The following is a 19,206-nucleotide window of genomic DNA, read 5'->3' as shown; positions in this document are numbered from 1 at the left end:
CCTCTTAGCTTTGTGGTCTGTCTACGTTGTCAAACTTATTGAACGCTTTGCTATAGAGTTGCCCCAGCTCCTTGAAGGTCTCCTGAATAGTAGCTTGCTCTAAAAAGATAATGCTTTCTGCTCTAAAGTCTACTACCTTATAAGTTCTCTTATCCCATTTAGCGTTGCCTATTAAGCCTACTTCTTTATATAGGTTTTCTGCAAGCTTAATCACTATCGCCTTAGAGACTTCAAAACTTACAGTATAGTCATCATCAATTTTTAGGGTAACTCTAGGTGTGTCACCTCCAGCTTTTAATACTGTCCCATATATAGTAGTATCTCCACGGGAAGTACCAGCGTCCTTATAGACAATCTCAGTGTCCTTATTGAATTGAGCTAACCTTTTGCCGTCCTGAATTAAGACACCCTCGCACTCATACTTTTTTGAAAACCTAGTTATTTTTCTTAGGTTCTCAACTGAGGTGCTAGGTAAAGTGCTGTATTGCTCAGAATTAAAAGAGGAGGCTATGAGGGCATAGGCTGGTAAAACATATTTGGCAATGTTAGCTAGGCATTTTATACTAAGACTCTGGTCTTGCACTTGGTTAAAGCTTATTAAGACTTGGGAGTCATCAATAGAAGGGTGCTGAGCCTTTATGATAGCATAAATAGCTGCCTCAAAGCTTGTAACTAGCTCAGCCACCTCACTAGCCTTAACCTTTGAGGGCTTAATGCCATTCCCCTCAAATTTCAATTCCACTATATGTTGACCAGTTTCCATTGTGCGCAAGTAAACAAATAATGTTAAGAATACATAGAATACCAGCCGGGCTTTAGAAATACGGCTGCTTTGGGTTATTGAGCTTAGAAGCTTAATAAATCACTAATGGGAAAGGGTATAGGCACTAATTGGAGCCCACCGCTTAATTAATTGTCATGTTTTAAAGACTAATACTAATTGAGCATTAAATCCCACTCCAGCACCCAGAAAACCCAGTAAAAACAGCCCATTTTATTAGGGTTTCATTAGAAACACCCTATACAAAGAGGGAGAATACCAAAAAGCCTTAAGGAATAAAGTATATATGCTGCCCCTCTCAAAGTTCTGAAATTTACTAGGCGCAAAATTGCGCTCAGTTAGCCATCTGAGCTCTCAATGAGTTTGCATATCTAACGGGCGAAAGATTTCGCTGGTTAGTAGTCTAGCTTGCCAGCTGTGCTCTTAGGTCTACATTTTTAACGGGCACAGGTTTGAGCTGGTTAAAATTCTAGCCGCCCAGCTGTGCTCTTAAGCTCTCCAGCTCCTTACCCAGCGCTATTACTTGCCTTTGCTCCTCAAAGGTGGCATTAAGTCCGTACTTCTGTGTGAGCTCTACTAGTTGAATCTCCAGCTGTAAAATTTGCTCTCTCATAGTGTTGGTATTGACCATGGCCTTTTTTCCTGCCAATATAGCAAGTGCCACCCAGCATTTGAAATAATACCTTTCCCACTGAGCTCAAAATTGAGCTTAGCTACCCTTACCTACTCCGACAGTCTAAAACAGAGGTTCAAGGGAGGTTTATGGCTGGGTGGTCATTATTTTAAACGGTGGTTTATAGTGGTGAGCACAGCCAACCACCTCAGTCTTACTTTCTCAAATCGCATTAAAACTTATGTATTCCACTTTAAAGTAAGCAGGGGGAATCAGGCTTAGAGTTAGACGTACAGAGTGCGGCTCTGCTTGCCTTTTCTATTGAGCGCAATTTTGCGCTTAGCTATCCCTAGTTACTCCCACAGCTCTAAACAGAGTAAATGGCTCTAAGGGTGTGATGCCCCTAGGTATTTTGTGTTCAAAAAAAGGTCTTTGAAAAAATGTGGCTTTGCAGGCAGGAAACGAGGTAAGAATCTCTAAATTTTTGTGTTCAAAAAACGTAAACCTTTTTTGGTTACTAAAAATACTCTCCTTACCTTTGGCATATCAGAAACGGAGCTAGAGCCATGAACAAAGTAGCCTTATTAGTCAGAGTCTCCAGTGCAGACCAAAAGCAGGAAAGACAGATAACAGAGCTTACCACCTATGCAGAGGCAAAGGGGTATAAAATAGTGGAGACTATCTGTGAGACCATTAGTGGCTCTAAAACCAATACTGAGAGAAAGGCCATACAAACGCTATTGGAGCTGGCCAGAACTGGCAAAGTGAATAAGGTGCTGGTGCATGAGGTAAGCCGCCTAGGCAGAGCCACCCCAGAGGTGCTGGCCACCTTAGAAGAACTGCACTCCTATAAGGTCTCTATTGTGGTAATGAATTACAATCTGGAGACCCTTAACCCTAATGGAAGTCTAAACTCTATGGCTCAGTTCCTTGTGACCATTCTGGCAGATATAGGGAGAATGGAGCGTCTTACCCTTATTGAGCGTGTTAAGTCAGGAATGGCAGAGGCAAAGAGGCAGGGTAAGCACATAGGCAGGAAAAAGGGTAGCGTAAAGGCTACAGACAAGATGCTACTGGAATACAAAAAGGTGGTTAAGTGCCTTAATGAGGGACATACAGTAAGAGACACTGCCAAAATTTGTGAGATAGGCATATCTACAGTGCAGAGGGTTAAGAATAAAATGAAAGAGCTAGAGCAGGAGGCTAAGGGGTAGGCCCCAGTCCTCCAAAAAAAGAGGGGGGCATGGGTCTGTGGCCTTAAAGGCACAAATATTATCGGGCTAATTTTCAAGGTTTTAACCCTCTGGTATTACTAGGGTGTCCACCCCCTCCATTTCTCAAAGCAAATTCTCAGGAATTGAAATAGTGCATTTTCTGCCCCCGCCCCGAGCCCGTTTTTAGACTTTTTAACTATACCAGTATCAAACTAATTAACTAAATCACAACCCACCTTACACCATGGACAATATTACTACGCCCTTTACCAGTAACGACTACAGCACCCAGCAGCTACTAGAGCTGGACAGCAAACTAAAGACAGAGTTAGACTTAGATATACCAGACTTAATGGAGCTGGAGGAGGAAATGCTAGGTATGTTTTCCCTATTCTCTGAGCTCTCAGAGGGAAAAGAGGTGCTAGTAGAGAGAGATTTGGGCTTTAGTGGCTTGGACTTGGGTGGCAGCCTGCCCACTGACTCAAATTGGTAAAAAGAGTGGGAGAGGGGCTGCTAAAGTGGTAGGAAAACAGTACCCCTCTCTCTCTTTTATTGGTGAATTTAGCTACCGTGGCTCACCTCCACGTCTTTCACAATGGCCAGTAGCTCCTTAGTGAGCACGTCCCTTATGGCCAGCCCATCCTTACCCATTGACTCTAGTAGGCGCTGGGTGTTGATGTTAAACAGGTTTTCTATGTTCATCTGGAGGCCACCTTTTGTAGCACCCTCTCCAGCAAATGACTTTACCTTAGCTGTGTCCTCTGCCGCCCTATTGGCCGCTGCCACTGCCTTAGCGTTCCCTCCACCTGCCCTAGCTGGAGCCGCTGGAGTGGCTGCCACAGCCTGAGCCTTACTGAAAAAGTCTGGCATACTCAGTATACCTCCACCATTTTTGGCTTTGTCCCTGCCCCGTTTAAAGGCTTCTGAGCTGGTTACTGCATTGGTCACAGACTTAGTGGCCTGCGCCATGAAACCAGCTGGGGTAAAGTTTAGAAGCAGCTGGCCACCTGCCTTAGCCGCTTTCATCCACTCCCCGCTCTTAATGGCCTCAATCATGGTAAACACTGGGGTAATGAGCTTTCCAAAGAAATTGGCTATACCCCTGCCCATGCTCATAATGGAGCCTCCAAAGTCAGTGGTGAGGGCAGAGCCAAAGCCCTTTAGCACCTCCCAGATACCCATAATAGTACCCCTAAAGCCCTCAAACTTATTCCATGCCACCAGCACCGCACCAGTAAGAGCGCCTATAATGGTGACCACCCTAGCTATAGGGTTCATATTCATCACAAAATTCCATGCCGCCTGAGCCTTTGTGACTAGGGCAGTGGCAGTGGTGGCAGCCCTCACAACACCGATAAAGGAGCCTATGAGCCCCACAATTTTATAGGCCGCAAACCCTGCCAGCAGCGTAGCTGTGAGGAACTGGAACTGTGTTTTATAGGTGGCTACAAAGTTGGCAGCGCTGGCCACTATGCCGCTCAGAAAGCTAACCACTGGGGTAACGGCACCAACCGCCCCAGCCACTAAATTTATGGTTTTCTCTGCCATGGTGCCCTCTCCGTTAAAGAGGTTAATGGAGCTCATGGCACCCCAGATAGCCTGCCCCATGGGAGCCACCGCGTTATAGAGCCCAGTGAAAGCCTGCCTTACTGGATTCCCCTTTGAAATAAGCTCTTTAAAGAAGCCTATGAGCCTATTGGCTCCAGAGATAGCATAGGAAAAGATACCCCCAGAGCTGCCCCCTATGATTCTCTGGAGGCTCATAAAGTTGTCTCCTAGGTTGGAGAGCTGGCCACCCAGCGTCTTACTAATGGCCTCCATGGAGCCACCCACTCCTTTAAGGTCTCCTAGGCTTAGCATATACTCCCTAATGCTGGCAGCGTCTTTCTTTATGGTCTTGCTCTGGCCTTTAAAAGTGTAGGTCATAGTACCATCCCTATTGTCCTTTCCTTTAATGCCAAATTCCTTAATTCGCTCATTCTTACCCATTTCTGCGTCCAAAATTGCCTCTACCAGCTGGTCAAAGTCTTTCCCTACTGAGCTGGCTAGGTCTCCCATTTTGGTCATTTGCTGCATGGTAGGGGTAAAGCCCCTGTTAGCCAGTTTCACATAGGAGTCTGTCAGCTGGTCTACTGAGAAAGGGGTGTTAGCTGCAAAGTCCGTAAGCATCTGCATGGAGCTTTTAGCCCTCTCTGCACTGCCAAAGGTATTGGTAAGCACTGCCTCATATTTCTCAAATTTGGCAGTAACGTCTATAACGCCCTTTCCAAACTCAAAGACCTTATCAACGGCAAAGAGGCCAGCAGCCGCCTTAAGGGCACCTCCTACCATGCTGCCACCTCCAGAGCCTCCCTTAGCCCCAGCAGTGGGAGCCGTAGGCAGGGTAGGTGCCTTTGGGGCAATATTGGCCAGCTTATTCATTTTGCTAATGGCTCTGTCTAATTGGCCATTAGTGGTCTGGAGACCTTTGTTAAGGTTTGTGAGTGGCTTTTTGGAGCTCATCTTAGCCATGCTGGAGGCTAAGCCGCTTATCTTTTTCTGGGTGCCTGCAAAGCTCCTCTCCAGTGAGCCTGTTAGCTTGGTAATGCTCTTTACCTGCCTCTCCATGTTCTGGACAAACTTGGCCATGGGAGAGCTCCCCAAATCCTTTAAAACGATGTCAAATCGTACCTGTTCTGCTGTCATTTCCTACCTACTGTTTAGGATAGTATAGGAAAAGAGGCAGGCCAGAATTAGTGATTAAAACCACATTGATAGTAATTGCTATTAAGACCAATTCTAGCTATTAAGCCACATTTTTGCTTCACCATAATCCTTGTGTTTTAAAAGAATAGCCTTGTACTATGTCAGGAATTTACAGCACATATATGGAGGAGGAGCGCCTGCGACTCCTTTCCCAGTAGAAACACAGTATAAAGCAGTAGAGGTTTAATAGATTAACAGCATATTTAATACTTTGCTTAAATCATAAAGCATTACATTGCTACTTATATTTAAATAAGACTAACATGACAGAGAACTCAGGCTTTCAAAAAGAGATTGAGAGGCTAGAGGCCACCACTGGTGAGGCTGTACTAAATGGATTGCCCTCTGGGTTCCCAGAATTAGATGTGATAACTAATGGTTTTCAAAAGGGAAACTTATATGTCTTAGCTGGCCAGCCCTCCATGGGAAATACAGCCTTAACCATGTCTATAGCCCGTGCCTTAGCAGTGGAGTATGGTAAGCCTTTGGCCTATCTCAGTGCAGAGCTGTCAGAAAGCGAAATTATTAAGAGGCTTATATCTGGAGAGTGCAGCATAGACCTAGATAAGATAATTAAGAATAACCTTATGCCTTATGAGGTGGCACAGGTTAGGCATTCAACCAGAAAAATTCAGGAGAGTCCCTTGCTTATTAATGACTACTCAAAACTTTGGCTTAATGTCCTCCTCAAAGATTGCCGTGCACTGGTAGAAAGCAGAAGGGCTGAGCTGGTAATTATAGATGACATTCAGAGAGTGTCCTTAAATGAGGAGCAAAGGAGGTTTGTGGGCAATAGGGAGCAAGAGGTGTCCTATATCGTTAGAGAGCTAAAGGCGCTGGCTAAAGAGCTTGAAATACCCATTATTGCTAATTCCCAAATTAACAGGGCAGTGGAAAATAGGTATTACGATAAGAGGCCTAAACTTAATGACCTCCGTGACTCTGGGTCAATAGAAAATGAGGCTGACATTGTGGCCTTTCTATATAGGCCTGAATACTATGGCGGTACAGAATATGAGAATAATTACCCAAAGCCATATAATGCGGAGCTGATTGTGGCAAAGCACCGCAATGGTAGGCTAGGCACAGTACCTCTCCAGTTTATAGCTAAGTTTACAAAGTTCACTGCCGCAAATAATGAGCCTGAGGTAGCCTTTGATTCTATTCCAGATATAGATGAGCTTACTGGTTTTCCTGTTACAATAAGGCTAGGAAATAAAATGAATAGTGATTTTAAGGACGGTTTACCACACTCCAGCTGGGATGACGCACCTCCGTTTTAACAATAAACTAATCTAAAAAGGTAACTAAAACTTCACTGCATAGGAGGTCAGGGCAATAAATAAGCAAGCTCCATTAAGAGCTTGCTTATGTTCACAACTACTTATTATAAGTTTTCCAATTAGCAATAATCCAGTCTAATAAGTCCTTGCGCATAGTCATTTGACTTGGGGCATCTCTAAGCATTTTCTCCAACTTCCAGCCAGCTGCTTTATCTGCTGATGTCCATTTGCTGTCGCTGGCAACCTGATTAATAAAATGTAGAACCTCATAGCCTTCATGTCTGTCAACCTTGATTCTGTCAAGCGTTCCTATATAATTTGGATTATCGCCCTCCTGCCTAGCGTTCCAAGAGTATTTTAGTTTTAAATCTGAAGTGGTAAAAAATGCCATAAGTTTTATATTATTAGTTTGCGCATACTAACGTAATGCCCCCTCCTGTACCTACATTTAGGCCGTATGCGATATATCTTATTAAATACCTTATCTAATAAAATCTTTATAGCTTTGCGCCAAGTACAGCTAAGGAGAATCCCCATTCATTTAGCTATAGGCACTTTGTAAGTCTAATTAGGTAACTAGCCTTTAGGTAGGGTAAAGAATCGCATAAGAGGAAACCCCAATACTTACAAAATTTTAAGTCAGTTTAGCAGGTTGGTTTCATTTGGCTATGCCATTATAATACCAACCTGTTTTTTTGTATTGAAATTGGCCAATCTTGACATTATGTCGGTTTCGTCATGCAACTGCACTACCTTTGCTTGTAATATGTAAACCTAAAGAGGCAATTTGTCATAATTTGAACTTCTTATGCTGTCTTATGCACTTTGTTAATAAAGTAGGGCACATATATGGAGGAGGAAGCGCAGCGTACTCCTCTTCTCTAAACACAGTAGGAATACAGTACAAACACAGTTCAAAGGCCGTAAGGCCACAGTAGAAATCTATACAGCCTCACTGCCCTAGATTGGCTTTTATTGCAATAGGGAAGCAATTAAGAGCAGTTCCTGCCTAAGACGCTGCCACTATAAGGAGGGCAGCACTAAAAGCAGGCTAAGCACTCTCTACCTGCCAGCATCAAAGCTGAAGCCCACCACAAATAATGAGGGCCCCATACCCAGAGCTTTAAGGACAAAGGCCAGAGCTGGCCAGACGTACCCCACCCAGAGCCTCTACACTCCTTTTAGACATATTGCACTTAACCCTGAATAGTAGCACTATCTAAAGAACTTTGCTATTTATTGACGTTTTTTTTAGGGATTTCTTCACGCTGGCCACCTCTTTTCCCTATATGTATGTGAGACTTTTTAGTGCTCAGAGCAGAGCAAAAAGAGCCTTATTCTGTGGAGGTATCGGGGTCACTTACGTTTGGCCACAGTCTTAGTCCTAGAAGATTTCTCACATGGACAGTGCGGCAAAGCTAGAGCATGAGATGGAGGGGCAAAAGCCATAGCCCGAAAATACTAGCGAACTCCCAGAGCTTGGCTTTTTGTCTAGGGAGCCCCGATACACTCAGAAGCGGTGTTTTGGTGGGTCATCTCCGGCATAAGCACTGCTTTTAAGCTCTGCTTTTGCCTAAGGAGATGGCCTGCCCCTTAAGCCTAGAAGCACCCTATTTAACACAGTAGGGACACAGTGGAGGAGCACAGTAGAAACATATTTTAAACAGTTAAAAGGAGGAGGGATTATGAGCAGAGAGACAGCTACAGTGGAGAAAGAGGAGGAGTACATACCATTGTTGAAATTCGTGAAAATCCTCTCAGAGAGAGGGGTGAACATTACCATAGACTCAGTGGGCAGAGGTATGGCAATATGCTCCTTTAAGTGCAAAATGGATGACCAAGGCAACTGGCATATTGCAAAAGAGGAGCTACTGAGACGCATTAAAGCCAGTGGCAAAAAGTGGCCACCAATAGAAAAAGGGTATTATTCTATCTACGGGTTTATCTGGGAGCTTAGCCTGCATGGCATTGACTTCTCAGAAGACCAGCTACACAATCAAATGTATTACGGCAAAATAGACCTTTCAAAAGATGACTATGGCCGCTGGGTTATCCCACAGCATGAGCTAGATAAGCGTTTAGAGCAATTTGGAGGCAAGAAATAAAGAGCAGGAGACACTATGAGCAATACCACTACAGCACAACCAGAGCAGGCATTTTACACCCTAAAGGCTTTCCAGAAAGCCCTAAAACAGAGAGGGCTGCCTATTAGCGACTCAAGCGTAAGGCGCTTAATCAGTACAGGCAAGGTTAAGGCCACCAGATGCCTAATGCGTCCTAAATTCTGGCTGGTTCCCCATTCTGAGCTAATGAGGCTTGTAAACCAAGTAAGCCAGCTCAACTAAAGGCAATCAACTTTCATTCATACGGTTACCCAAAGAGCCCACTATTTTAGTGGGTTTTTTCTTTTAACTGCCTGCCTATGTTTTATCACTACTGAAAAACATTGATTGTCAGAGTCTTATTAGAGTTATGAGGTTAATGCCTCTTATGTGGGTCTCTGGCCAGCCCAGCTCTCACCAGTATCGCTACTCTAGGAGTAAGTATGGCATTACGTATAAACTAGGTTTTATTCTGTTTTTATACGTGTTTTAATACCATTTCTGTCTTAAATAGCTGAATGGCAGTAAACTTGTAATACAAAGCGAGTTTATGGTTCTTATGGAGACTAAAAGGCAGGGACATAGAGGGGAAGAAGAGTGCTTAAATGCGTATAGCCAGCCTACTACGCCTAATTTTTTTGTTATAAGACATGGCATTACTCTGCCAGAGCGGTTTGAGTCCTTTTCAGAAGCTTATCGCTATGCACTAAACAGATTTTGCTCAGAGGATTTTACTGTATGGAATGAATCTTGGGAAGATTTATAGTACTAGCCATACATAGCCTGAGAGAAATAAGGCGAAATAAGCCCTTTATAGCCTCTCTACTGGAAAGTAAGGTAAAGGCACAGCCCTAGGGCAGATGTGGCAGCCATAAGCCCAGAAACTAGGTAATCAGCTATTTTTATATGGATTATGACCCTACTGCTTCAAAAATGGTGGTTGTGCATAAAAAAACAGACCTTTTAAGGGGTCTGTCTTAATTCTACTGCAAACTTTACTTAAGCTGTGGCTAATTGTCTTTTTCTTTTAGCTCCTACGTAAACCGCTGCCTCTGCCTGTATCTCAGAACGGGTCTTTTTACGTCCTGCTCTAATCCATTCTGTAAGCTCATCCTTTGGGAAGTAGAGGCGCTTGCCCTGTTTACAAACTGGTATGGCTCTGCGCTGCACTAAACCATAGAGGGTCTGTTTGGCAAGGCTTAAAAATTTGGCTGCCTCAGTAATTGTAAGTAATTGGTTGTTGAAATCTGAGATTTCTTGCTCAGGAGTTAAGTTTCCTAGCTTTTCAAATAAAAGGTCTATCTGAGCCTCTAGCTTGTTAAATCGGGCTTCAAAATAAGCGGAATTGGTTTCTGTCATAGCTCTCATCACTTGGTATGATGCAAAGTTGTGACAATACCTTGGGGTATCTTTAGCAGCTAAAAAGCTGCTAAGAATTTGCTTTTAGCAGCCAATACCTAAAGGTGGCCAAATGCTTCTTTAATACGCTGTATATGACGATTTAACTCCGCTTTTCTTGTGGAGTCTATGTATATGCCGTAATCATTCAAAGCCTTGTTAAAACTAGCTCTACTGCCCACCCTTTCTCCAAAAGTTTCTCTGAGAGCTTCTACTATCTTACCATCACTAAGGCCGTTTACCTCTTCTGTTAAGTACCCCAAAGCTTTTAAAGACAAAAACATCAAAGAGTATTCTTTGATTTTAGAGCCCCTATAGGCGTCTAATAAAAACGGTAGGATTTTCTTTCCCTCCTCTGTTAAGAGCTGTATAAATTTAATAGAAATGCCTGTGGGGGTATGTTTAGGTTTTAAAGGTTTATGAAGCTGCGGAGCCAATTTCGCACTTATCAGGTTTTGTAGCTCATAAACTAGGTACAGTTGAAAGTGTATAGCATTTCCAAATAATTTTTCTTTGTCAAGTATGAGTATTGTCCCAGCAAAACGCTTCTCATTTTTTATAAAAGTATCTGGGTCTGGAATCTCCTTGAATGGTAACCCTTTCCCCTCATCATAGTACTTTTTTAGTATCTTAATAAGTTTAGCCTTGTCCTTACCAAAAAAAGTTTCTGGGTCTGGAATCTCCTTAAAGGGAAATTCTTTGTCCTCATCAGGAAATAAATTTAGAAGGTCTATAAGGTTAGTCTCCTGCTCAGTAAAGTATTCCTCTTTACGGTCTATTATATATTGTTTTACAGTCTTTTGCATTAAGCCTAGCTTGTGCTGGTCAAAGCCTCCGGTCAAAGCTTCAACATAATTATATATTTCCAGCTCAGAGAAACGTCCTACCTCTACTAATGCTAAAAACTTATTTAAGTCTATCTTCTTTTCCATTAAAGCTTTTAAATATCTAATTTTATTATGTTAGCTGCCTCTCTCTTGGTCTTATCAATAACCTTAGCATAGGCCATAGTTGTTTTAAGCTCCCTATGTCCTAAGAGCTTAGATACAGTATAAATATCTGTGCCTAAGGATAAGTGCAGAGTAGCATAGGTATGCCTAAAGCAGTGGAAAGTAATAGCCTTAGTTATACCGGCTGCCTTAATCCAGTCTTTAAGTATGTCATTATTGTAAGCAGAATATGTAAGCTCTTTAAATACGAGCTCATTATTAGCACCTCTGTCTCCCAAGAGCCCTACAGCTTGTTCTGAAACGTGAAGTAATTCTACACCATTAGTCTTTTTCTGCCTGAATTGGAGGTAATGCCCCTCAATTAGGCTGTGCTGCACTTCAGACCAGTTGAGCTTCTGAATGTCTGAAAATCGCAAGCCAGTTAAAGCTGAAAATATAGCCGCTCTCTTTAGGATAGGTAACTTGCAATCTGTATTGTATAAAGCCTCTAGCTCCTCTTGGGTTAGGAATTGCCTTTGCGTCTCTCCAGCTGAAATAGAGGGCACTTTGGCATTAATGTCAATATGTAGAATACCCTCTTTGAAAGCCTGCTTAAGGGTGGCTTTAAACTTATTGAAATAAGAAACAGCTGAATTGCGAGAAAGCTTTGCATCTGGGCTGCGCTGGCTGTGTGCAGTCAATAAGTAGTCCCTATAGCCTAGGCAATCCGTTAAAGTAAGCTCTGAGAGCTTAGTGCCCTCATTAAAAAATCGTTTTAGGTAGTAAAGGGAGCTTTGCCAGTTACCGACATTAGAGCCAGAGCGTTTATTTACTTGGTCAAGGTAGTAGGAGTGGAGTGTGATACTTAAATTACCTTTAGCCAAAAAGCCAAAGCGCTGGTTATTTACCTCTACCTGCCTCTTTGCCTTTATACTCTCAGCTAAATCATAGGTATCTTTATTATACTCTTTCTCAGTTACCGACTTAGGTTTATCAAAAACATAAAGGCCAAGAAACTCCCTGCGTGTGAGGTTACCATTCTCTGGGTTAGAAATAGGGGGGTAGTAATCAAGGTATAATGTTTGGCGGCCTCCAGAGATAGCCTTACTTCTTAGCTTAACTTTAGTCATTACAGTGCCTTCTGGCTAATCATAGAGCCTAGTATGTTGTCTATTTGCTTTTTAGGGACGTAGGTGTAAATACCCTCTTTTACTTTGGGAATGCTATTACGCTTTATAATCTCATATAAAGCCTTTTCAGATATGTTATAGTTCCGCTGTATCTCAGATATGGTATAACACTCTCCTAGGTTTAAAGCGTCCTGTGGAGCCTCTTTAGTAGGTTGAGTAGGCTTGCTTTGCTCTAGCATCTGGTCAAGGTGAGACCTCTTAATAATACAGCGCCTACCAATTTTTACAGATGGTAACTCCTGTGCCTTTATCGCTCTCCATACAGTCCAGCGGCTAAGTCCTAAAAGCTGGCAGGTGTCAGCTATACTTAAAAACTCTTTGGCGTTTAGCTCCTCAATTGGCTTTAGGATAGTCTCTTTAGTTTCCTTATTGCTTGCCTCAACCTTTGACGTTCTGAGCCTAACCTTATAAGCCCTTTTAGCACAGGTGTCTCCACAGTATTGAGTAACTGTGGTCTTTGCTACAAACTCATTACCACAGTGCTGGCAGATACGCTTTAACCTAATATTTGAGCTCATGTTGCTAAATGGTGTTAGTTGTAGCCAAAGGTAGCTATATGGTGCAATATGTTGCAAGAACTCTCCTTAAAAGTGTTTACAGGTGCAAATGCCTTGGGTATGGTACAAGTGAGGTACAAAAAATGTGATAAGTATATGTTTAACATCAGTAAACAACCACTAATATTGACATAAAAAAAGCCCTTATAAATAGTATTAAGGGCTTTTTGCTAAGTAATGTTATGTAGTTATTTATTAAGGTTACTTTCCGATGCAAAATTTAGTAAAGATGTTATCGAGCAAATCATCCGTTGTGATCTCACCGGTAATCTCTCCTAAATAGAACAGACAGCGGCGGATATCAGCGGCAAGCCAGTCTCCGGTGAGGCCACCATCCAATCCTCTTAAAACCTCCTGCAAGGCATCAGATGTTTTCTGGAGGCTTTGGAAATGGCGCAGATTAGTGACAATGGTGCGGTCGCCCGTCATGGCTTCATTGGCGTGAACCTGTTCTAGTAGCACTTGTTTCAATTCTTCCAAGCCGTCTTTTGTCCCCGCAGAGATGAACACACTGTTTTCCAGATTTTCAAAAGCCGTGAGTTGCTCTGCAGTAGCCAGGTCTCTTTTGTTCCCGATAAATAGGGAGGGAACCTCGGGCAGATTCAAGACCGAAATCTCTTCCTGAAGCTCTTCCGGGGAAGTAGAGGAAAGATCAAAAAGGTACAACACCAGGGCGGCTTTTTGCAGCTGCTCTTTGGTACGGGCCACGCCAATGGCTTCTACGGTGTCTTGGGTTTCCCGCAAGCCAGCGGTATCTATAAACCGGAAACGAATGCCGTTTATGATAGCTTCGTCTTCAATCACATCGCGGGTGGTGCCTGGGATGTCAGAAACAATGGCTTTCTCCTCGTTCAAAAGGGCGTTGAGCAGGGTTGATTTTCCGGCGTTGGGTTTTCCGGCGATCACGGTGGGAACTCCGTTTTTCAGCACGTTGCCCATCTCAAACGACTGCAGCAGATCGGTGATGAGGCGCTGAAGGGAGGAGATAAGCCGGCGAAGGGCATCGCGATCAGCGAACTCTACGTCCTCCTCGCTGAAGTCCAGCTCCAGTTCAATCATGGAGGCGAAATGGATCAGCTGCGCTCTAAGGGCTTTTATTTCCTGTGAGAACCCGCCGCGCATCTGTTTCATGGCTACCTGGTGGGTGAGGGCAGAATCAGAGGCAATAAGGTCGGCAACGGCCTCGGCCTGGGCCAGGTCAAACTGACCGTTCAGGAAAGCGCGCTTGGTGAACTCGCCCGGCTCGGCCAGGCGGGCACCTTTGCGGAGGAACAACTTAATAATCTGCTCGGTGATGTAAGGCGATCCGTGGCAGGAAACCTCTATGACATCTTCCTTGGTATAGGAATTAGGGCCTTTGAAAAGCGACACCACCACCTCGTCCAGAATTTTATCCTCGTCCCGGATGGTCCCGAAATGCAGCGTGTGCGAGGGCTGGTTCTGCAGATTCTTGCCTTTGAAAACGCTCTGCACAATGGGAATGGCTTCTGGCCCGGAGAGCCTGATGACAGCAATGGCTCCGTGCCCGACGGCGGTGGACAGGGCCACAATGGTATCTTTGGAAAGAACGGAAGGTATCAATGTATTTACTCCTAAGTAATCAGCCGTTTACAGGCTATTTTTCCGAAAGGTACGACAAAGCACGCAGAAAATCTTTGGGTGGTATATAACCGGGAACCCGCTCCATCACTTGCTGCTTCTCGTTGAGAAACACCGTGGAAGGGTAACTCATCTCGCCTTTCAGGAGGGCCAGGGCAAGTTCATGGCTTCGGTACTTTTCTGCGTATCGGTACGTACGTCCCTGAATTGTGATAGGCTGGCGCTGTTCAGCGTTCAGTTTGACTACGTAAAAGTCGCTGTTCAGCTTTTTGATAACCTCGGGGTTCTGGTACACTTGTTTGTCCATCTTTTTGCACCAGCCGCACCAATCGGTATACACGTCAATTAGAATTTTGCGGGGTTGTTTTTTGCTTTTTTCGATGGCCTGGTCTAAGGTAAGCCAGGTAAGTTTCTCGGCAGGAGCCACATAGCTGGAAGGAGCAGAAGCTGCCGGGGCTGAAGGAAGCCATATCCAGGTGAAGAGTACCTGCAGAATAAGAAGTAAGTGGAACATCTAAAGTTAAGAAATAGCTTTATCTACTTGAATGAGCACCTAAGTGGGTTTAATCCAACTATAGGTTTCTTTTCTGATTACGTGCAGGCTGCCAAACTATTGTATGTACCAGATCAAATTCCTGGTTTTACCTTCTGGATAAGAATTCCTGAACAGTGTTTTAGCTGTACTTTCCCAAAATCAGGCCGAAATCAGCCTCACTATCTTACCCGAAGATTCTGGCAGCAGGAAGCACTAGCTCCAAATTGTTACGCCCTGGCTACTGCGGTTCTGATGCGCCTGCGGGAGATAAGCCCGTGGGTAGGGGAGAAGACAAAGGCCAGCAGAAACTGCAACCCAATCACGGCGGAGATTGCCCCGGCCACGGAGCCGTTCAGCCATAAAGCCAGGTAAAAACCAGCCGCCGAGGCAATCACTCCCAGAAGGGAAGAAATGACGAGTATCTTCTTCAGATTATCTGTGAGGAGGTAGGCGGTGGCGGGCGGACCCACCATCAAAGCTACCACCAGAATAGCTCCCACAGATTCAAAGGCGGCTACGGTGGTAAGGGAAACGGCACCCATCAAGAGGTAATACCAAAGGGTGGTGGAGATTCCGATAGCCGCGGCAAAGGCCGGGTCAAAGGATGTGAGGTATAATTGTTTGTAGAACAAGCTGATGAACAGTAGCAGAATCAAGAGAACTCCCCCAATGATCCAGACAGTGCGGGGCCCCAGGTTCATACCCGTTTCGGTGAGCCAGAGGTCTAGGGGTACGTAGGCAATCTCACCATATAGCACGCAATCCTGGTCAAGGTCAACCTTGCCGGCGTAAACCGAAATCAGGATGATACCCAAAGCAAATAGCCAGGTGAACGTAACGCCAATGGAGGCATCGGCCTGCACTAGGGCCTTTTTGTGGAAGAACTCTATCAGGAACGTACAGGCCACGCCCAATGCGGCGGCCCCGAGGAGCATGGTCCAGACTTCGCGGGAACCGCTGAAAAGAAAGGCCAGCACAATTCCCGGCAGCACCGCGTGGGAGATGGCGTCGCCTACCATGGCCATGCGGCGCAGAATCAGGAAGCAGCCTAGTAAACTGCAGCAGATGGCCACCAGCGAGCCCGTGAAGATTATCCAGAATGCATCTATGTTCATGGCTGTTGCGGAATGGATGATTGGTGCGGATCAGCGGTGGGGTGGTTCAAAAGCTCCTCCAGCCGTTGTTCCAGTTCTGGGGTGAGAACGTGTTCAATGGTTTCGGCATCTTCGTGCACGTGGTCAGAGGCTACCTGCAGGTACTCCGTCAGGTACAGTTCCCAGAGGCGGTGCAGGCGGACCACCCGTTGGGCTTCTTTTTTTCCGGCCTCAGTGAGCGACCAACCTTCTGGGCCTTTCCTGATCAGGTTTTTTCTACGCAGCTCCTGCATGCTGCTTTTCATTTGGAACAAGGGCTGTCTGCGCCGCTGCTTAATTTGTTTTTTGGAATAGCTGTGGCTGTATTCCCCGGTGTCCTCCCCCAGATGGAAGAGGGTTTTCAGGATGTTCTCGCGGGCCATTTGCTTTCTTATGCGGCGCTGCAACAGGTACCGGGCCAGGATTCCTTTTTTAGGCGCAAACATAAACGAGAGCAGGGCAAGCATGGAAAGCAGCATCACAATCCAGGGGCCGGTGGGCATAGCAGGGGCAGTAAACGAAACAAAGGCTCCTGTTGCACCACAAAAGGCACTCATGGACGCGGCTATAATGACCATGGCGCCTAACCGATCGGTCCAGAAGCGGGCAGCGGCGGCCGGAGTAATAAGCATGGCCGACATAAGCACCACGCCCACCGATTGGATGCCTACTACCACCGCCAAAACCGTTAAGGTGGTAAGCAGCAGTTCCAACCCCCGCACCGGCAAACCAATGGTGCGGGCATAGGCCGGATCAAAACTGAGCAACTTGAACTCTTTGTAGAGCAGGGTCACGCAGATGAGCAACAGCAGAGCCACGGCTCCAAACGTAATCAGGTCCTGGCCCACCAAAGCCGCCGCGCTCCCGAAGAGGAATTTGTCCAGCCCGCTTTGGTTTTCGTTGCCAGAATGCTGAATAGAGGTCAAAAACAGAATGCCTATCCCGAAGAACACCGAAAGCACCAAGCCTATGGCGGTGTCTTCCTTGATGCGGCTGTTGGCAGAGATAAAATCAATGATGATCAAAGACAGCCAACCCGTCAAAAAAGAACCCAGGAGCAAAATCAATGGGTTCTTCTCACCGGTTAAGATAAAGGCCAGGCACACGCCCGGCAGCACCGCATGCGCCACGGCATCGCCTACCAAGGCCCTTTTCCGGAGCACGGTAAAGCAACCCACCACCGCGGAACTGGCCGCCAGCAAAACCGAGCCAATGGTCACAAACCTAACGTTGGCATCGGACATGCTCAGGAATTCCCATAGCGTGTTCATTTGCGGGTCGGTTTGGTTTCTCTGATAGGAAAGTTCTGTTTGTGCAGCAGGTCGCTCACCCGGCTAAGTTCAGTGAGGCGGCCGCCGTACGTTTTCTCCAGCAAAGCAGGGGTGAGGGTTTCCTCTGTGGGGCCAGAAGCTACCAGGCGCATGTTCAGCAGAATGATCCAGTCAAAATAATCTTGGGCCGATTGCAGGTCATGATGCACCACCACAACGGTTTTCCCGGCATCGCGCATCTGGCGCAAAAGGCCAATAATGGCGGTTTCGGTAGCGATGTCTACTCCGGCAAATGGTTCGTCCATGAGGTACAGATCAGCGTCCTGGGCCAGGGCACGGGACAGGAAAACGCGCTGCTGCTGCCCGCCGGATAACTGGGAGATTTGCCGGTTGGCAAAATCCTGCATGCCCACTTTTTCCAAGGCTTCCATGGCTAGTTGCCGTTGTTTGGCGCCCGGTCTTTTGAAAAGCCCCAGTTGCCCGTAGGTACCCATCATGGCTACGTCTAGGGCCGAAGCCGGGAAATCCCAGTCCACCGATTCGCGTTGGGGAACGTAGCTAACCCTTTTCCGAATTTCGTCTAACGGTTTGCCAAACAGCTCTACATACCCGCTGTTAAGCGGGAGCAGCCCCATAATTGCCTTGATCAACGTAGATTTACCCGCCCCGTTAGGACCAATGATGCCCACCAACGACTGCTTGGGTAAAGTCAAATCCACATCCCACAATACCGGTTTGCGCTGATAGCTCACTGTTAAGTCATGCACCTCTAAAACCGGATCTTCCACGTGTTGTATCATGCGCCTAGTTGCTTAGTAAAGTACTCTCAAATTATGATTCGCGTTTTAAGCTTAGTTTTAGGAAAAGGATCATAAAACACCTGTCCCGTACTACTTTATGTTCTTCTACCGTAGGGCAGAGACAATCTTGGTCACATTCGCCCGCACCATTCCCATGTACGTACCGGCTGGTCCGCCTGCCTCGCCCAAGGCATCAGAGTAAAGGGTGCCGCCCAGTTTTACCTCATGACCTTTCTGCCGACAACCCTCCAGCACCGCCTCAATGGCTTTCTGTGAGACAGAACTCTCCACGAAAACGGCTTTCACCTTGCGCGAGACAATGAAATTCACCAGCGAAGACACATCCTGCAGTCCAAACTCAGACACGGTGGAAATGCCCTGTAGCCCTTGCACCTGAATCTGGTAGGCCCGCCCAAAATACCCGAAGGCATCGTGCGCCGTAATCAGGATCCGTTGTTGAGCAGGAATAGAAGCAATTTCCTTGGTGGTCCATTGGTGCAGACTGTCTAGCTGGCTTTTGTACCGTTGGGTGTTAGCCTGGTACTGAGTTGCGTGGGCCTGGTCCTGTTCCTGCAATTTGCGGGAGAGGTGTTCCACGGCCTGGCTCCAAAGCTGTACGTCAAACCAGATGTGCGGATCATAGCTGTCCTGAAACTCTGGAGTTTTACGCAGTTGGGCTTCTGGTACTCCTTCGGCGGCGGCCCACACCTTTTTCTGGCGTGATACCTTCTCCAACACTTCGCCCATTTTGCCTTCCAGGTGCAGCCCGTTGTAGATAATGATATCGGCCTCCCGCAGGGTCTGCAAGTCGCCTAAGGCGGCTTTGTATAGGTGAGGATCCACTCCCGGGCCCATCAGCGCTTGTACCACCGCCTGGTCACCTACCACGTTGGCCACGGCATCCCGCAAAATTCCGGTAGTGGTCACTATATACAGCTTGCCTTGCTGGTGGGCTCTGGCACCGGGAGTATTCTCTGGTTCGCAGGCCGTCAGCAGCAGGAGCAGGGTGATAAACGGGAAAGGTAAAAAGCGTTTCAGGGCTAGTTTCATAAAAGC

The 19,206-nt window shown here is 46.0% G+C and carries 18 protein-coding genes; 4 read left to right on the top strand and 14 right to left on the bottom strand.

Annotated features, from left to right (window positions below; genetic code table 11):
* Positions 1–4: 4 nt before the first annotated feature.
* Together JT719_RS02100 and JT719_RS02095 are read right to left on the bottom strand one after the other, a co-directional pair.
* Positions 5–763, bottom strand: coding sequence for a hypothetical protein (locus tag JT719_RS02100; protein ID WP_207430587.1), 759 nt, complete (start codon positions 761–763; stop codon positions 5–7).
* Positions 764–1,250: 487 nt separating this feature from the next.
* Positions 1,251–1,394 carry a hypothetical protein gene (locus JT719_RS02095; RefSeq protein ID WP_207430584.1) on the bottom strand — a complete coding sequence of 48 codons (144 nt, stop codon included), beginning with the start codon at positions 1,392–1,394 and terminating at the stop codon, positions 1,251–1,253.
* A 566-nt stretch (positions 1,395–1,960) separates the two neighbouring features.
* Here JT719_RS02095 and JT719_RS02090 point away from each other — a divergent pair.
* Positions 1,961–2,608: a recombinase family protein gene (locus JT719_RS02090; RefSeq protein WP_207430582.1), complete on the top strand. Its 648-nt coding sequence runs from the start codon at positions 1,961–1,963 to the stop codon at positions 2,606–2,608.
* A gap of 244 nt (positions 2,609–2,852) precedes the next feature.
* Positions 2,853–3,101 carry a hypothetical protein gene (locus JT719_RS02085; protein ID WP_207430580.1) on the top strand — a complete coding sequence of 83 codons (249 nt, stop codon included), beginning with the start codon at positions 2,853–2,855 and terminating at the stop codon, positions 3,099–3,101.
* A gap of 68 nt (positions 3,102–3,169) precedes the next feature.
* Here the strand turns inward: JT719_RS02085 and JT719_RS02080 are convergent, their stop codons facing one another.
* Positions 3,170–5,293, bottom strand: a complete 2,124-nt coding sequence (locus JT719_RS02080) for a hypothetical protein (RefSeq protein ID WP_207430578.1) — start codon at positions 5,291–5,293, stop codon at positions 3,170–3,172.
* Between the two features lie 323 nt (positions 5,294–5,616).
* Here JT719_RS02080 and JT719_RS02075 point away from each other — a divergent pair, with 323 nt between their 5' ends.
* Positions 5,617–6,636 (top strand): DnaB-like helicase C-terminal domain-containing protein, encoded by a 1,020-nt coding sequence (locus tag JT719_RS02075; protein ID WP_207430576.1) that lies wholly within the window; start codon positions 5,617–5,619, stop codon positions 6,634–6,636.
* Between the two features lie 97 nt (positions 6,637–6,733).
* Here JT719_RS02075 and JT719_RS02070 read toward each other — a convergent pair whose 3' ends face one another.
* Complete coding sequence (locus JT719_RS02070; RefSeq protein WP_207430574.1) at positions 6,734–7,027, bottom strand: hypothetical protein; 294 nt, start codon at positions 7,025–7,027, stop codon at positions 6,734–6,736.
* Between the two features lie 1,294 nt (positions 7,028–8,321).
* On the opposite strand from JT719_RS02070, the gene JT719_RS02065 reads away from it, so the two are divergent.
* Positions 8,322–8,741, top strand: a complete 420-nt coding sequence (locus JT719_RS02065) for a hypothetical protein (protein ID WP_207430572.1) — start codon at positions 8,322–8,324, stop codon at positions 8,739–8,741.
* 996 nt (positions 8,742–9,737) lie between these two features.
* Here JT719_RS02065 and JT719_RS02060 read toward each other — a convergent pair.
* From JT719_RS02060 to JT719_RS02015, 10 genes are all read right to left on the bottom strand, one after another.
* Positions 9,738–10,097, bottom strand: a complete 360-nt coding sequence (locus JT719_RS02060; protein WP_207430570.1) for a helix-turn-helix domain-containing protein — start codon at positions 10,095–10,097, stop codon at positions 9,738–9,740.
* Positions 10,098–10,195: 98 nt separating this feature from the next.
* A complete protein-coding gene (locus JT719_RS02055) occupies positions 10,196–11,068 on the bottom strand; it encodes a hypothetical protein (RefSeq protein WP_207430569.1) in 873 nt (290 codons plus the stop codon).
* 8 nt (positions 11,069–11,076) lie between these two features.
* Positions 11,077–12,195, bottom strand: a complete 1,119-nt coding sequence (locus JT719_RS02050; RefSeq protein WP_207430567.1) for a tyrosine-type recombinase/integrase — start codon at positions 12,193–12,195, stop codon at positions 11,077–11,079.
* Entirely contained in the window at positions 12,195–12,773 is a 579-nt protein-coding gene (locus JT719_RS02045; protein WP_207430565.1) for a helix-turn-helix domain-containing protein, read from the bottom strand. The genes JT719_RS02050 and JT719_RS02045 overlap by 1 nt, the downstream gene beginning before the upstream one ends.
* A 240-nt stretch (positions 12,774–13,013) precedes the next feature.
* Positions 13,014–14,393 (bottom strand): tRNA uridine-5-carboxymethylaminomethyl(34) synthesis GTPase MnmE, encoded by a 1,380-nt coding sequence (mnmE, locus tag JT719_RS02040; protein ID WP_207430563.1) that lies wholly within the window; start codon positions 14,391–14,393, stop codon positions 13,014–13,016.
* Between the two features lie 34 nt (positions 14,394–14,427).
* The gene (locus JT719_RS02035) at positions 14,428–14,925 is read right to left on the bottom strand and encodes a thioredoxin family protein (RefSeq protein ID WP_207430561.1); all 498 of its coding nucleotides are present in this window, start codon (positions 14,923–14,925) and stop codon (positions 14,428–14,430) included.
* A gap of 248 nt (positions 14,926–15,173) precedes the next feature.
* Positions 15,174–16,055, bottom strand: a complete 882-nt coding sequence (locus tag JT719_RS02030) for a metal ABC transporter permease (RefSeq protein WP_423227974.1) — start codon at positions 16,053–16,055, stop codon at positions 15,174–15,176.
* A 2-nt stretch (positions 16,056–16,057) separates the two neighbouring features.
* Positions 16,058–17,350: a metal ABC transporter permease gene (locus JT719_RS02025; protein ID WP_207430557.1), complete on the bottom strand. Its 1,293-nt coding sequence runs from the start codon at positions 17,348–17,350 to the stop codon at positions 16,058–16,060.
* Positions 17,347–18,150 (bottom strand): metal ABC transporter ATP-binding protein, encoded by an 804-nt coding sequence (locus tag JT719_RS02020; protein ID WP_207430555.1) that lies wholly within the window; start codon positions 18,148–18,150, stop codon positions 17,347–17,349. Before JT719_RS02020 ends, JT719_RS02025 begins: the two co-directional genes overlap by 4 nt.
* A 105-nt stretch (positions 18,151–18,255) precedes the next feature.
* Complete coding sequence (locus JT719_RS02015; RefSeq protein WP_207430553.1) at positions 18,256–19,200, bottom strand: metal ABC transporter solute-binding protein, Zn/Mn family; 945 nt, start codon at positions 19,198–19,200, stop codon at positions 18,256–18,258.
* Positions 19,201–19,206: the final 6 nt, after the last annotated feature.

Source organism: Sabulibacter ruber, from assembly GCF_017355955.1.
GTDB classification, from domain to species: Bacteria; Bacteroidota; Bacteroidia; order Cytophagales; family Hymenobacteraceae; genus Nibribacter; species Nibribacter ruber_A.
This window is presented reverse-complemented; position numbering and strand designations above follow the sequence as displayed.

What these genes read in the sequence shown, in the direction of transcription:
- JT719_RS02100 (WP_207430587.1), bottom strand. Translation starts at nt 763, where the DNA reads ATGGAAACTGGTCAACATATAGTGGAATTGAAATTTGAGGGGAATGGC.
- JT719_RS02095 (WP_207430584.1), bottom strand. Translation starts at nt 1,394, where the DNA reads ATGAGAGAGCAAATTTTACAGCTGGAGATTCAACTAGTAGAGCTCACA.
- JT719_RS02090 (WP_207430582.1), top strand. Translation starts at nt 1,961, where the DNA reads ATGAACAAAGTAGCCTTATTAGTCAGAGTCTCCAGTGCAGACCAAAAG.
- JT719_RS02085 (WP_207430580.1), top strand. Translation starts at nt 2,853, where the DNA reads ATGGACAATATTACTACGCCCTTTACCAGTAACGACTACAGCACCCAG.
- JT719_RS02080 (WP_207430578.1), bottom strand. Translation starts at nt 5,293, where the DNA reads ATGACAGCAGAACAGGTACGATTTGACATCGTTTTAAAGGATTTGGGG.
- JT719_RS02075 (WP_207430576.1), top strand. Translation starts at nt 5,617, where the DNA reads ATGACAGAGAACTCAGGCTTTCAAAAAGAGATTGAGAGGCTAGAGGCC.
- JT719_RS02070 (WP_207430574.1), bottom strand. Translation starts at nt 7,027, where the DNA reads ATGGCATTTTTTACCACTTCAGATTTAAAACTAAAATACTCTTGGAAC.
- JT719_RS02065 (WP_207430572.1), top strand. Translation starts at nt 8,322, where the DNA reads ATGAGCAGAGAGACAGCTACAGTGGAGAAAGAGGAGGAGTACATACCA.
- JT719_RS02060 (WP_207430570.1), bottom strand. Translation starts at nt 10,097, where the DNA reads ATGACAGAAACCAATTCCGCTTATTTTGAAGCCCGATTTAACAAGCTA.
- JT719_RS02055 (WP_207430569.1), bottom strand. Translation starts at nt 11,068, where the DNA reads ATGGAAAAGAAGATAGACTTAAATAAGTTTTTAGCATTAGTAGAGGTA.
- JT719_RS02050 (WP_207430567.1), bottom strand. Translation starts at nt 12,195, where the DNA reads ATGACTAAAGTTAAGCTAAGAAGTAAGGCTATCTCTGGAGGCCGCCAA.
- JT719_RS02045 (WP_207430565.1), bottom strand. Translation starts at nt 12,773, where the DNA reads ATGAGCTCAAATATTAGGTTAAAGCGTATCTGCCAGCACTGTGGTAAT.
- JT719_RS02035 (WP_207430561.1), bottom strand. Translation starts at nt 14,925, where the DNA reads ATGTTCCACTTACTTCTTATTCTGCAGGTACTCTTCACCTGGATATGG.
- JT719_RS02025 (WP_207430557.1), bottom strand. Translation starts at nt 17,350, where the DNA reads ATGAACACGCTATGGGAATTCCTGAGCATGTCCGATGCCAACGTTAGG.
- JT719_RS02020 (WP_207430555.1), bottom strand. Translation starts at nt 18,150, where the DNA reads ATGATACAACACGTGGAAGATCCGGTTTTAGAGGTGCATGACTTAACA.
- JT719_RS02015 (WP_207430553.1), bottom strand. Translation starts at nt 19,200, where the DNA reads ATGAAACTAGCCCTGAAACGCTTTTTACCTTTCCCGTTTATCACCCTG.